The sequence below is a fragment of the Nonomuraea sp. NPDC052265 genome, from assembly GCF_044547985.1.
Classification (GTDB): Bacteria; Actinomycetota; Actinomycetes; order Streptosporangiales; family Streptosporangiaceae; genus Nonomuraea.
This window is the reverse complement of sequence record NZ_JBIUBJ010000010.1, coordinates 147,409-160,681: the sequence shown is the minus strand read 5'-3', so window position 1 is coordinate 160,681 and position 13,273 is coordinate 147,409. Positions and strand designations below refer to the sequence as shown.

Genomic DNA, 13,273 nt, shown 5'->3' with positions numbered 1-13,273 from the left:
TGATTCCACCGGTAAGTGACAGGAAGCGGCACTGAGGCCTGCCATACGGATCCGGTTTGCCGTCAGGGCGGTCATGCCTGCAGCATGGGCGTGGCTTTCCTGGAAGAATGGCGGGACCGGATAGGGTGACTACTTCACCGCGGATGATGGGGATCGGCAACGGACGACACCGCGCCAACCGGGGGGATCGGCGCGAGCGGAGGCATGATGGCTCGTAGGTCTACCGTCCAGCACGATCCTCGGATCGCGGGCGAGCCCGAGCTTTCCGCGCGCCCGGACATGGCTGACTTCGACGCGCCGCCCTCGCGCAGGCCACGTCGGGGCGGCTGGTCCGGCGGCGGCGGACGGTGGCTGGTTTGGGCCGGCCGCATCATTCTTTGGGCGCTTATTGTGGTTATCGTGGTGAATGGGATTCGTGCCCCATTTGAGCGGTTTGCCCAGCAAGAGCCCACGACGACGAATGGCGCCGCCGTGGCGCACAAGGGATTCCCCGCTGACCAGGGCATGGCTTTCGCCGCCCAGTTCGCGGGGGTCTATCTGAATTTCAGCCCGGAAGACGCGGCCAGCAGGACCAGGAAACTGGCGGCGTTCCTGGCCGAGGGCATGGACGCGCAGATGTGGTGGGACGGCTTCGGCAAGATGGCCGCCGTCGCGATCCAGCCGTACGACATCGAGGCGACCGACGCCCAGAACGCCGTGGTGAGCGTGGCTTTCCAGTCCGGGCCGCGCCGGCTCATGCTGTCGGTCCCGATCTACTGCTCCGGCGACGACAACGGCAGGCGGTTCGTCATCTCGGGCCGCCCGGCGATCCTGCCCGCGCCGGCTCCGGCCGACCTCCCGCAGCTCGCCAGGCCGGAGACCGACGACGCGGCGGCGGCCGAGCTCAAGCCGCAACTGGAGGGCTTCTTCAAGGACTACGCCTCCGGCGACACCGCCGGGCTGCAGCGCTATGTGGCCGCCGGGAAGACCCTGCCGAGCTTCGGCAGCGCATTCACCTTCGCGGAGTTGAAGGACATCGTGGTGCCTGTGGGGGGTGCCACCCGAGAGATCCAGGCGGTCGTGGTGTGGATCGTGCCCAACGGCGACGCTCCTGCCACGCCCAGTGCCACCGACCCGGCCGCCGTCGGCGGGCGGCTGGAGCAGGCCTACCGCCTCGCCGTGGAGAAGCAGGGCGACAAGTGGTACGTCGCCGACATCCGCGGCGCTGGTCGGGCCGTTGGATAGACGCACGGCCGCGCTGTTGTTCGGTACCCCCCGGGAGGACAAGAAGTGACGTTGAAGACCGTAGTGCTCACCTTGATCGAAATGACGCCGTCGCCGCCGCCGACCGGCATTGACACCGGAGGGCTCGCCAACTTCCTGCGTGCCTTCTTCGCCCCGTTGTTCCTGGTCGTCGTCTCCGTGGTCGCGCTCTTCTTCCTCTTCACCCGCGAGATCACGCGTTTCGTCCAGTTCCTCATCCTGGCGGTGGCCATCGGAGTGATCTTCTACGTTCCCAACATCATCGAGGTGACGGCGAAGGCGATCGCGGGCGCTCTGGGCATCAAGTAAAGGGTTGAGACCGCTCCAGGGCGGTCATGTACGAGCGGGTGGAGAGGAGGACTGCGTGGACCTGCCCACGTATACGAACATCTGGCGCATCGAGAAGCGGCTCTACAAGCTCTACGACCTTCGCCTCCCGATGCCGCTCCCCATCGTCTGGATCGGCGTGTTCGTCGGGGTGTTCGTGCCGTGGTCCCTCCTGCTGATCCTGGTGGGCGTGCCGGTGGCCATGCCGTGGCACGTGTTGTTCCTGGTCCCGCCGGGGATCGTGACGTGGTTGTCCACGCGTCCCGTCATCGAGGGGAAGCGGCTCACCGAGCTTCTTGAATCCCAGCTCCGCTACCTGGGCCAGCCCAAGGCCTGGTACCGGCTCGCGCCCACCTCCGAGCCCGAGGCGGTCACGTTCTCCGGGCGCGTGTGGCGTACCACTCCGGTCCGGGTCAAGGCGAAGGCGGCGCGCAAGTCCGGCCAGCCGCAGCGCAGGCGCGAGGGGCAGCGGATCACCGGGCCGCGCCAGGTGCGTCCCGCCGTGGCCGCCGCGGCGGCGGCCGCCCAGCAGGCGCCGGTGGCCGAGGCCCGTACCGGGTGGGGGTCGCGTACCAGGCGGGGCACGGCTCCCGCGCTGGGGCCGCAGGCCCGCCGTGCCGCCCAGGCCTTCGGGCGGGACGTGCCGCTGGTCCTGGTCCCCGGGGATGAGAACGGACCGGCGCTGCCGCCGGTCGAGCACGACGTCGCCGCCGGAGAGCTGGCCAGCCGCGAGCTCACCGGCGGCGCCCTCCCGGCGGACTCCGGGGCGGACCGGGCGCCGGGTGAGGCGCGGGGCGATCGCGGGGCGGTCGTGCCGATCCGGCCGGTGGAGGGGCGCAGGCCCGTGTCCGGCAAGCCGATCGACACCGAGGCCCTGCGGCGGCTGCGCAGGCTCGCCGCCAGCGCCGACGCCCCTCCGGAGGCGTCCGGGCGCTCGGAGGGCGAACGCCGTGCGGGCGCGGACGAGCGTCGCCAGGGTGCCGGCGACCGTCCCGAAGGCGAAGGCCGCGAGGACGAGAACGCGATCGCGCGCGACCAGCACAGGAAGGGGCAGCCGCCGCGAGGCGGCCCCGGGACGGTGATCCTGGGCGCGCAGCGTTCCTGGCCCCCGGTCGACCCCGACGCCAAGCCCCTCTCCGGGCCGACCCTCCGCCTTGAGGACCAGATCCCCAAGCCCACCGCCCACACGGACGTCACAGGGGACGACGCTCCCCCCGCTGAACGGTCTCCCGGCGACGAAGGCGGCGCTCCCGCTGATCGCGGCACCGCTGTCAGCGGCGACACTGCTGTCGGGCAGGCCGCCGCCGAAGTGGACGCGTCCTACGAGGAGCCCGGCACCGCCCAGGCGGACGCCCCCGCCCCGGACGACGCCGGCGCTGAGCGGGACACTCCCGCCGGCACGGCCGCTTCCGAGAGGCAGGCTGGTGCCGAGGAGGAGGCGGCCTCCCTGGCGCATGGCGCTCCCGGCGAGACCCGGGACGAGCCTGCCCGCAAGGAACCTGTCCGCAAGGAGCCTCTCCGGGACGAACCCGTCCGGGAAGAGCCTGTCCGGGATGAGCCGGTGCGGGAAGTGGCGGCGCGGCAGCGGTCCGTCGGCGGGAGAGCCGGGGACAGGGCCGGGGGGTTCGTGGCGCCCGTGCCGGTTCCCAGGCCAGGCGAGGGCAGGCCCGCCGAGGGGCGGGTGCGCAGGGTCGAGTCCGTCGTGGGCCGCGACTCCGGCGGATGGCGCAGGATCGCCCAGGTCGTGGTGGGCGGAGGCGGCGTACGAACCGACGGGTCCGAGATCGACGAGGCCAGGGCCAGGGCCGTGTTCGGCGGGAGCCGGCGGATCGTGGTGCTCGGCTGCACCGGCGGCGCGGGCCAGTCCACGACGGCGCTCATGCTCGGCCACACCTTCGCCACCTACCGTGACGACCGGATCGTCGCCGTCGACGCCAACACCGGCGGCACGACCCTGACCAGCAGGATCGAGCCGGAGACGCCCGAGACCCTGACGTCGCTGCTGTCCGGGCTCGACCAGGTCAGCGGCTACCTGACGATGCGGGGCTTCACCACCCGCACCGCCTCCGGCCTGGAGGTCGTCTCGGCCGACACCGACGCGGGCGCCGAGCAGCGGCTCGCCGACCGCAGCTTCTTCTCCGACCACCGCCTCGGCGAGTCGATGCGCCTGCTCGACCGCCACTACAAGCTGTCGGTCATCGACCCGGCCGCCGCGCTCGCGGCCCGCATCCTGCCGTACGCCGACCAGCTCGTGCTGGTGGTCCCGGCGAGCGAGGAGGCGGCGGAGGCGGTCGCGATGACGTACGAATGGCTGGACGGGCACGGGTGCGGCGAGCTGCGCAGGCGTGCGGTGATGGTCGTCAACGGCGTGAGCAGGCGTTCGATGGCCGACGTCGAGCAGGCGGAGGCGGTGGCCAGAGGCAGGTGCCGGGCCATCGTCAGGGTCCCGTGGGAGGACGGGCTGGCGCCCGGCGGCGCGGAGATCGTCGATCCCGGTCAGTTGCGCGCGGCCGGACGGCGGGCCTACCTCGCCCTCGCCGGCGTCGTGGTTGCAGGCTTCGCGGTACAGGCACACGGACAGACCGTCCGACCGAGCGAAGAGGAGTTGGCGAGTGACCCCCCGGGCACGAGAATCGGTGAGCGTTAAGTGAACATGCGAGCAGGTCTGGCCCGTTCATGCGCCGAGGGGGCGGCATGAGCAGGGCGTCCCGAGGGCACCAGCGCCTCGCGGTCCGGTACTTCGACGACCGCATCCTGCTCACGGACACCTGCGCGTGGGCGTACTTCCGGCTTCCGACGGTCAGCTACGAGTTCGTCACGCCGGAGGAGCGCGAGGCGCTGGCCACCAACGTCACGATCGCGCTGGCCGCGATCAGGATGCCCGACGCCGAGGTCCACCTGCGGGTCGCGCACCGCACCTACCCGGCGGCCGAGTGGGCGATGGCGCTCAACGCCACGTCCGACGAGGGGTCGGGCTGGCGCGACTACCTGGAGGAGATGTACCGGCACGTCTGGGCGAAGGACTTCTGGTCGAAGGAGGTCTACCTGGGCGTCCGCCTCGGGCCGCGCGGCAAGCAGCTCGGCAGCGGCGTGCTCGCCCAGCTCCTCGGCTTCTACCAGAAGACCGAGAAGGCGCTCGGCGTGGAGGACGACCACGTCCCGGACAGCGAGATCGGCCGCTGGACGGAGTCGGCCGAACGGCTGGGCAGGGCGCTGGCCTCCAGCGCGCTGTACGCCAGGCACGCCACGTCCGTCGAGGTGGCCTGGCTGTTCCAGCACGCCGCCGCCGGAGCGCTCGGCGACCCTGCGCCCTCGGCCAGCCCAAAGCGGCGCTGGGGCAAGGGCGAGATCGAGTCGCTGGTCGAGGGCGAGATCCACAACGGCAGGTCGCTGCTGCGGATCGTGCAGCCGCAGGGCGACTCGTACGTGGCCCACCTGTCCTTCGCCCGCTTCCCCGACCTCATGCCGTTCCCCGACGGCGAGCCGTGGATGCACTTCGCCGACCAGCTTCCCTTCCCGGTGGAGATCTCGTCCAGGATGCGGCTGATCCCGCCGGTCAAGGCGTCGAAGGACGTCGCGCGCAAGCTGGCCCACGCCCGCGACATGGACCACCACATCCGCGAGGCGGGCGCGGAGGCGCCGATCGCGCTGGCCGAGCAGATCGACGCGGCCCGCATGCTCGAACACGGCATCACCAAGGAACGACTGCCCTTCGTGTACGGCTGGCACCGCCTGATCGTCTCGGCCCCCACCGAGGACATCTGCGTGCAGCGGGTCGAGGCGGTCGTCGAGCACTACCGCGACATGGGCATCGACGTGGTGAACTCGACCGGCGACCAGTTCTCGCTGTTCTGCGAGGCGCTGCCGGGCGAGAAGGTGCGCGTCAACGCCTACGCCCAGCGCCAGCCGCTGCGGACGATCGCGGGCGGCATGGCCACGGCCACCGTCGACCTCGGCGACCGGCTCGACGACGGCAGCGAGGGCTGGCTCGGGCCGTACATCGGGGAGACGGTCGGCAGGGCGCGCAGCATCGTGCACTTCGACCCGCTGCTGGCCGCGAGCCGCAACCGGCCGACCGCCATCGCGATCACCGGCGAGCCGGGCGGCGGCAAGACGACGCTCGCGCTGCTGATGATCTACCAGATGGCGCTGCGCGGGGTCACGGTCGCGGTGATCGACCCGAAGGGCGACGCCGAGTCGCTGGTCCAGCTCCTGGAGAAGCGCGGGCGCAAGGCCAGGGTGATCCCGCTGGGCTCGGCGGCGCCGGGGCTGCTCGACCCGTTCTCGTTCGGCGACGACATCGCGGCGAAGAAGACCATGGCGACCGAGACGCTGCGGCTGCTGCTCCCGCGCATGTCGGAGGAGCGCGAGTCGGCGATGATCCAGGCGGTGGCCGCGGTCTCCAACGGGTCCGACCCGTCGCTGGGCAAGGTGGTCGACTACCTGGAGCAGGCCGACGACCCGGCCTCCAAGAACCTGGGCGCGGTACTGCGTTCCATGTCGGAGATGCACCTGGCCCGGCTCTGCTTCGACCCCTCGGGCGGCGACCAGATCGACAGCGAGGGCTGGACGACCGTGTTCACCCTGGGCGGGCTGACGCTGCCCGACGTGGCGACGACCAGGGACGACTACTCCTATGAGCAGCGGCTCTCGGTGGCGCTGCTCTACCTGGTCTCGCAGTTCGCCCGCAGGCTGATGAACGGCCTCGACCGGCGCGCCCCCAAAGCCATCTTCCTGGACGAGGCGTGGGCGATCACCTCCACGCCCGAGGGCGCCAAGCTCGTGCCCGAGGTCAGCCGTATGGGCCGGTCCCGGAACACCGCGCTCGTCCTGGTCTCCCAGAACGCCGGAGACCTGCTGAACGAGCAGGTGACCAACTGTCTGTCCTCGGTGTTCGCGTTCCGTTCCACCGAAAGGGTGGAGGTGGACCACGTCATGTCGCTGCTCGGCGTGGAGCCGTCGGAGGAGCACAAGGCCGTGCTCCGCTCGCTCGGCAACGGCGAATGCGTATTCCGCGATCTGGATGGCAGAGCCGGGCGCATCGGAGTAGACCTGATCTCCGAAGAACTGCTCCGCTGGCTCGACACGAACCCGACACACGACAAACCGGACGGTGGCGGGCATGATGATCTTCGAGGGGGCGTGGGCAGGGCGCAGGAGGTGCGGTCATGAAGATCCGACTATCCCGACGACTGGCGCTGGCACTGGCGCTGGTCAGTGCCGTCCTCGTGGTTCCGCTGGTGGTGGGCGGTTTCTCCACGCCCGTCGCCGCGGCGCCCTGTGACCTGTCGGGGTCGCTCAACCCCGAGATGATCGGCGGCGGCACCGACGGCATGATCCAGCCGCCGCCTCCCGCGGGCGGCGTCCAGGCCCCGACGACGAACTACGGCCAGTTCGGCATGGCCGGCCAGTTCTGGCAGACCCACGGGCTGGGCTGCTCCGACTACGTCGCCGTGCTCGGCAACATGTGGGCCAACGGCGTCTTCACCGCGGCCAAGGCCATCGACCGGCTGACGATCACGACGTACCAGGCGGCGGCGACGGAAGGACCGCTCCAGTCGATCAAGGACGTCGTCGACGACATCGTCCAGAACCTGTCCGAGGCCATGTACTGGCCGTTCCTGCGGCCGATCGTGATCCTCGGCGCGATCTGGCTCGCCTGGTACGGCCTGATCCGCAAACGGGCCACCACCACCGCCGAAGGCGTGATCTGGATGGTCCTCGCGGTCACCGTGGCCGTGTGGTTCTTCAGCCGGCCGGGCGACTTCACCGGGCTCGGCAAGGTCGTGACCGACAAGACGGGCGAAGTGGTCAACTCCGCCTTCTCCGGCCTGCCGGGCGCGGGCGGCGCGTCCTGCCTGCCACCGCCCGGCCAGACGAACCCGCAGGTCAAACCGGGCGGCTACGGCCAGACGGGCACCGCGGGCGTCGACCAGAACGCCGACGCGCTGTGGTCCACGCTGGTCTGCAAACCGTGGCTGGTGGGCATGTTCGGCACCGCCGACCCGCAGCAGCCGATCGTGCGCGACTTCGGGCGCAAGATGCTGGAGACCCAGTCGATCGCCCCGGCCGTGGCCGGTCAGCCCGCTCCCGACATCGCCGCCCACCAGGCCGAGTACGCCAAGGTCGCCGAGCTGCTCAAGAACGACTCCCGCTACACCGTCTTCTCCGGCCGCGACTGGTCGAGCAGGCTCGGCGTGGCCGTCGGCGCGCTCATCGCGGCGGTGGTGGCCGGGTTGCTGATCTTCCTGGTGGCGGTCTCGCTGCTGGTGCTCAAGGTGGGCTTCCTGCTGCTGCTGATACTCGGGCCGGTGTTCCTGCTGGTCGGCGTCCATCCGGGCAGTGGGCGCATCATCGCCATGCGCTGGGTGGAGATGCTCGTCGGCACGCTGCTCAGGCAGGCGGTGCTGACGCTCGTCCTCAGCGTCCTGGTCTACGGGTACGCGCTGATCATCTCCACGGCCATGCCCTGGGGTCTCCAGGTGCTGTTCATGGCGCTGCTGACGATCGCGGTGTTCTTCTACCGGCGTCCGTTCCAGCACCTGTTCGCGTCCCTGAGCGGCCACACGGTCACCACCCGCATGCTCGGCGACGCCGCGAGCTCGCCCGTGCTGGAGCGGGCCGCGAACGTGCTGCCACCGGTCGCCGGGGCCAAGCTCGGACGGTGGGGCCTGCGCAAGGCCGAGCCGCTCATCAGGGCGGCGGCCGCCGGCAGCGGCGCGGGTGCGGCGGCCGGCGCCGCGGTCGCCCAGGCGCGGATGCGCGGCGAGGAGGGCGAGGGCGTCTCGGCGGGCACCCGGATGCCGGTGGCGGCCGCGCCGCTGGACACCGACCAGCAGGGCGGCAAGGCGGGGGCCCGGCCCCCGCTCGAACCCCGCAGGGGCACCGCGCCCCCGCTCAACCTCGGCGGCCAGCCCGGCAGGACGCGCGGCCCGGCGACGGGCGGCGCCCGCGCCGGCTCCGGCGCGGCGGCCTCGGGCGGCACGCCGTCCGGGGGCATGGCCGCGGGTGCCACGGCCTCGGGCGGCGGTTCCGGCGGCGGTGGCGGTGGTTGGTTCGGCGGCCGGTCGGGTGGCGGATGGGCCTCGCGGGGCGGTGCTTCCGGCGGTTCGCGTAACGGCTCCTCGGGCGGCTCGCGCGGCTCCCGGTTCGGCGGGTCCGGCGGCGGGTCCGGCGGCTCGCGGTCTTCGGGGTCGCGTGCGGGTGGTTCCGGTGGCGGGCTGTTCGGCGGCGGTTCGGGCGCCGGCTCCGGCGGGTCCGGTGGCGGGTTCTTCGGCGGCGGCGGGCCCAGGAACGGTGGTGGGTCCGGTGGCGGGTCCAGGTCCGGGGGGTCGGCGTCCCGGCCGTCCGGCGCGTCGTCGGGGCCCAGGATCTTCGGGTCGGACGAGCCGTCGTCCCGTTCGTCCGAGGCGCCGCCGCTGTGGCTGAGCAGCAGCGGCAACGGCGGCTCGGGTGACGATCCGTCGGTGCCGTTCTGGCTCAAGCCCAACCGAGGCAAGGACTGACCATGGCGCAGTCCGGTGACAAGCGCGGGCTGGCCTTCGCCGCCATCGTGGTGGTCATCGCCGCGGTCGGCGTCTACCTGACGATGTGGCCGAGCTCGGACGATCCGCCCGAGCAGGCCCCGGCCACGGGCACGACGTCCGCGTCCGCGCCCTCGGCGACGAGCAAGCCGCTGGCCACGGCCAGTGCCGCGCCGTTCGACGTCTACTCGTACCTGCCGATGAAGAAGGAGCAGCTCGCCGCCGCGGCGGACCTCGCCGAGCGCTTCACCGCCGTCTACGGCACCTTCAGGTACGACGAGGACCCGGCCGCGTACGCGACGAGGGTCAAGACGTTCACCACCGCCGAGCTGGGCAACATCCTCGCCCGGACGCTCACCTCGGCGGGCACCGTCCAGCAGAACCGCGACGACCAGGTCGTCTCCCAGGCCACGGCAAGGCTGAAGGAGATCAGGCAGATCGAGAAGACCTCCATCGTCTTCGTCGTGACCGAGACCAGGCAGGTCACCGCGAAGAGCGGCAGCCGGCAGGACGTCGTAGACCTTGCGGTCACGGTGAGCCAGCTCGGCGCCGACTGGCGGATCTTCGACGTGCTGCCCGCCACCGAGGGCCAGGACGGGGACAGCTAGCGGTGAAGTCCTCCCGAACCCGCCTGGCGCTGCTCCTCGGTCTCGCCGGGACCTTGCTCCTGGCCGCCGTCATCATCTCGCCGATGCTGCTGGTCACGATGCCGTCCTTCCTGAACGGCGGCGGCGAGGGCTCGGTCGACTGCGAGGGCGGCTCCCAGGTGCAGGAGGTGTCCGACTCGGGCGCCGCCGACATCCCGGGCGACTACCTCGACCTGTACAAGAAGTGGGGCAAGAAGATCGGCGTCCAGTGGACGATCCTGGCCGCCGTGGGCAAGCGCGAGACCGACCACGGACGCTCCGACCTGCCCGGTGTCAAGAGCGGCACCAACTACGCGGGCGCGGCCGGCCCGATGCAGTTCCTGATCTCGACGTGGGGCGGCAAGGCGCAGGTCCCGATGTCCTCGACGTTCAACGGGTACGCCTCCGACGGCGACGGCGACGGTGTGGGCGACATCTACAACCCCGCCGACGCCATCCTCGGGGCCGCCAAGATGCTCAAGCGCAACGGCGCGCCCGAGAACGTCCGGCGGGCCCTGTTCACCTACAACCGCGCCTGGTGGTACGTCGACCAGGTCGAGGAGATCGCCAGGAAGTACGCCAAGTCGGGTGCGGTGGAGGTGCCGCCGCAGGCTTCCGAGGAGTGCGACGACCCCCTGGTGGCGGCCGCGCCCAGCGAGGTCGTGGCCAAGATCCTCCAGTTCGCGCTGGCGCAGCGCGGCAAGCCGTACCTGTGGGGCGGCACCGGGCCGGACGCGTTCGACTGCTCGGGCATCATCTACGCGGCCTACCGGGCCGCCGGGCTGAGCATCCCGCGCACGACGTTCACGCAGTGGCCGTTCGGGGTGAAGGTGTCGGCGGGGCAGGAGCAGCCCGGGGACCTGGTGTTCTTCAACGCCGGTCCGGGCACGTCGGCCGACAATCCGGGCCATGTCGGGCTGGTCGTCTCCAAGGGCAAGATGGTGGAGGCCCGGTGCACGCTGTGCGGGCCGATCAAGGTCACGAGCTACCAGGCACGTGACAACAAGGTGGGCTTCACCCGTCCCCTGCAGAACCCCGATGTGCTCGACCAGCTCAAGAAGCTGCAGAATCCAGCACTGTGAGGATGACGAACGCATGAGCACGATCGTGGTCGCGGCGGTGATCGTCGCGCCGGGCGGCAAGGTGCTGGCCGCACAGCGGGCCGCGCCCGCCGCGCTGGCCGGCGGCTGGGAGTTCCCCGGCGGCAAGGTGGACCCGGGTGAGAGCGAGGTCGCCGCGCTGGTCCGGGAGTGCCGCGAGGAGCTCGGCGTGGAGATCACGGTGGGCGCGCGCGTGGGCGAGGACTGGGCGTTGTCGGACGGGTACGTCCTGCGCGTCTGGCTGGCCACGCTCACCTCCGGCACGCCCGAGGCCCGTGAGCACCTGGCGCTGCGCTGGCTGGGGCCGGGGGAGTACTACGACGTGGAGTGGCTGGGAGCCGACCTGCCGATCATGAAGACTGTGGAGAGTCTGCTGCAGCAGGATTAGACCGTCTCTCTCTGTGACATAACGATTACTACACGTGATTTGTCGCAGTGGGGGAGTGGAGTGATGCGGCGTGGCTGGATCCTTTCTGGAGCGTTGATCCTGGTGGCGCTGCCCTCTGTGCCCGTGGCGGCGGCGGGGGTGACGCTCGTGCTCGAACGCGTGAGCGGCCCCGAGGGTGTGGGGAAGTGGATCAGGACGGGTGACGTCCAGCGTTTCAGGGTCCGGCTCAACGGGATGGGCAAGGGGGCCAAGGTCGCGGTGGCCACCAGTCCGGCGGAGGCGCTGGCGGGGGTGGCCTGCCCGACGTCCTCGGGCGCTTACCGGCTGTCGGTCGATGGGGTTGACGGTTCCGAGGCTTTTGACGGGGGAGGGGCGGTTCCGTTCTCGGTTCCGGCTCCGGGAGGGGATCCCGCGCCGGGGCCGTGGAGTGCCGGAGACGCGGTGGGCCCGGAGGCCGGTGCGTTGGCGGACGAGCGGGAGGCGTGGCGGCCCTCGCCGGGGCGCCGCCTGACGCGGGCGGAGGCCGGTCAAAGCGTGCCGCCGGTGGGGGCCGACCGGGAAGCGGCGCAGTTGGGCCTGGAACCGCCGGAACCGCCGGGAGCGCCGGGAGCGCCGGGAGCGCCGGGGGCGCCGGGGGCTCAGGGCGAGCCGCAGGTCGGTGGCGGGCAGGGTGTGGCTCGGGCTGAGGGTGGTCAGGGCGGGGCGCAGGCCGGTGGTGGGCGGGAGGCGGCTGGGATGCTGGCCGCGCGGGCCCTCGTCGGTACGGAGGGCTCGGCCGCCGGTAGCGGTACGCTGCCCGGCGCGCGGGTCTGCACCCTTGGGAGGGTCTCCGGGGAGCTGACGTTGGACGTGATCTTCCAGGCGCCTGCCGGGGCCAAGGAGGTGGTGCTCGCGGCGGTGGCCAGGATGCGGACGCCCTCCGGTGGACTGACCACCATGAACAGGTCCGCGTCCATGCAGGTCGCCGAGGAGATGCCGCGCGAGGCCGCCACGATGAGCGGCCAGGCGGTGCCCGTTCCGGCTGAGGCTCCGCACAACCGGAGGCGGCCGGGCGGCGTACAGGGTGGGCCGTGGGCGGGCGTACGAGGGCAGCAGGGGGCCGGCGGTGTCGCCGGGCTGGTTCCGGGGGCCGGAGGGAAGACGCGAGGCGGCCTCCTGGGGGCGGGTGGTGCGACGGCGGGACGGCCCGCCCTGCCCGGAGCAGCCGCGGGCTTGGGAACCATCGGCGGAGCGCAAGAGGCGGTGCCCCGAGTGGGAGGCGGAGCGCAGATCCCGCGAACGGGGGGCTCGGGCGGCGTCCGAGGGGCGCTCCCGCGAACGGGGGGCTCGGGCGGTGCCCAAGGGGCGCTCCCGCGGGTGGGAGGTCTGGGGGCGCTCCCGCAGGCGGGAGGTAAGGGCGGGACTCTGGGGGCGTTCCCGCAGGCTGGAGGCGTGGGGCAGGGCCTTGTGCCCGGGGCGACCGGCCGCGCGCACAGCGGTGCGGCGGGGAGCTTGCCCGGCGGTGCGGTGGGGAGTCTCCCCGGGAGCGTGCCGGGTGGGGTGCCGGGGGCGCTGCATCAGAGCCTGCCCGGTGGCGTGGCCGGTGGTGTGCCCGGTGGTGTGCCCGGTGGCGTGATGCCGGGGGGTGTGGCGGGTGGTGTGCCTGGGGGCGTGGCACCCGGTGGGGTGGCGCCGGGTGGTGTGGCCGGTGGTGTGGTGCCTGGGAGCGGGGCCGGTGGGGTGGCGCCTTGGGGGGTGGCTGCCGGTGGGGGGCCGGGTGGTCAGCAGACGGGGGCGGTCGCGGGTGGGAGCCCGGGGGTGGTGAGTCTGGCGCCGGAGTCGGGCGGGGCACCTTGGCCGGTGCAGGTCGTGGCGGCGCGGAAACCCGTACGTCCCGTCGCGTACGCCAGCCCGCTGGACGGGCCGCGCGGTTTCCCGCTGGTCATCGGGGCCATCGGCGTGCTGCTGGGCGCCTTGTGGCTGGTCACGAAAGCCCAACGCAGGCATAAGCCGCGAAACGTATGGTAATTCCGTCTTTACTGTTGCTTTGACCCGACTAGTATTCCCTTGACCAAGGTTCCGGGACTA

The 13,273-nt window shown here is 72.0% G+C and carries 10 protein-coding genes; 8 read left to right on the top strand and 2 right to left on the bottom strand.

Annotated features, from left to right (window positions below):
- Positions 1-279 precede the first annotated feature (279 nt).
- The 8 genes from ACIHAD_RS27905 (at position 280) to ACIHAD_RS27870 (ending at position 11,206) form a co-directional block, all read left to right on the top strand.
- On the top strand, positions 280-1,224 hold the full coding sequence (locus ACIHAD_RS27905; RefSeq protein WP_397357587.1) for a conjugal transfer protein: 945 nt from the start codon (positions 280-282) through the stop codon (positions 1,222-1,224).
- Between the two features lie 81 nt (positions 1,225-1,305).
- Complete coding sequence (locus tag ACIHAD_RS27900) at positions 1,306-1,551, top strand: hypothetical protein (protein ID WP_397357718.1); 246 nt, start codon at positions 1,306-1,308, stop codon at positions 1,549-1,551.
- A gap of 55 nt (positions 1,552-1,606) precedes the next feature.
- Positions 1,607-4,216 (top strand): TcpE family conjugal transfer membrane protein, encoded by a 2,610-nt coding sequence (locus ACIHAD_RS27895; RefSeq protein WP_397357586.1) that lies wholly within the window; start codon positions 1,607-1,609, stop codon positions 4,214-4,216.
- A gap of 47 nt (positions 4,217-4,263) precedes the next feature.
- Positions 4,264-6,741 (top strand): ATP-binding protein, encoded by a 2,478-nt coding sequence (locus ACIHAD_RS27890; RefSeq protein WP_397357585.1) that lies wholly within the window; start codon positions 4,264-4,266, stop codon positions 6,739-6,741.
- Entirely contained in the window at positions 6,738-9,074 is a 2,337-nt protein-coding gene (locus tag ACIHAD_RS27885; protein ID WP_397357584.1) for a type IV secretion system protein, read from the top strand. The genes ACIHAD_RS27890 and ACIHAD_RS27885 overlap by 4 nt, the downstream gene beginning before the upstream one ends.
- A 2-nt stretch (positions 9,075-9,076) precedes the next feature.
- Entirely contained in the window at positions 9,077-9,700 is a 624-nt protein-coding gene (locus ACIHAD_RS27880; RefSeq protein WP_397357583.1) for a hypothetical protein, read from the top strand.
- Positions 9,701-9,702: 2 nt separating this feature from the next.
- Complete coding sequence (locus ACIHAD_RS27875) at positions 9,703-10,800, top strand: NlpC/P60 family protein (RefSeq protein ID WP_397357582.1); 1,098 nt, start codon at positions 9,703-9,705, stop codon at positions 10,798-10,800.
- Positions 10,801-10,813: 13 nt separating this feature from the next.
- A complete protein-coding gene (locus ACIHAD_RS27870) occupies positions 10,814-11,206 on the top strand; it encodes a (deoxy)nucleoside triphosphate pyrophosphohydrolase (RefSeq protein WP_397357581.1) in 393 nt (130 codons plus the stop codon).
- 692 nt (positions 11,207-11,898) lie between these two features.
- Here the strand turns inward: ACIHAD_RS27870 and ACIHAD_RS27865 are convergent.
- Entirely contained in the window at positions 11,899-12,198 is a 300-nt protein-coding gene (locus tag ACIHAD_RS27865) for a hypothetical protein (RefSeq protein ID WP_397357580.1), read from the bottom strand.
- A gap of 768 nt (positions 12,199-12,966) precedes the next feature.
- Entirely contained in the window at positions 12,967-13,173 is a 207-nt protein-coding gene (locus ACIHAD_RS27860) for a hypothetical protein (protein WP_397357579.1), read from the bottom strand.
- Positions 13,174-13,273 lie beyond the last annotated feature (100 nt).

What these genes read in the sequence shown, in the direction of transcription:
- ACIHAD_RS27905 (WP_397357587.1), top strand. Translation starts at nt 280, where the DNA reads ATGGCTGACTTCGACGCGCCGCCCTCGCGCAGGCCACGTCGGGGCGGC.
- ACIHAD_RS27900 (WP_397357718.1), top strand. Translation starts at nt 1,306, where the DNA reads ATGACGCCGTCGCCGCCGCCGACCGGCATTGACACCGGAGGGCTCGCC.
- ACIHAD_RS27890 (WP_397357585.1), top strand. Translation starts at nt 4,264, where the DNA reads ATGAGCAGGGCGTCCCGAGGGCACCAGCGCCTCGCGGTCCGGTACTTC.
- ACIHAD_RS27885 (WP_397357584.1), top strand. Translation starts at nt 6,738, where the DNA reads ATGAAGATCCGACTATCCCGACGACTGGCGCTGGCACTGGCGCTGGTC.
- ACIHAD_RS27880 (WP_397357583.1), top strand. Translation starts at nt 9,077, where the DNA reads ATGGCGCAGTCCGGTGACAAGCGCGGGCTGGCCTTCGCCGCCATCGTG.
- ACIHAD_RS27870 (WP_397357581.1), top strand. Translation starts at nt 10,814, where the DNA reads ATGAGCACGATCGTGGTCGCGGCGGTGATCGTCGCGCCGGGCGGCAAG.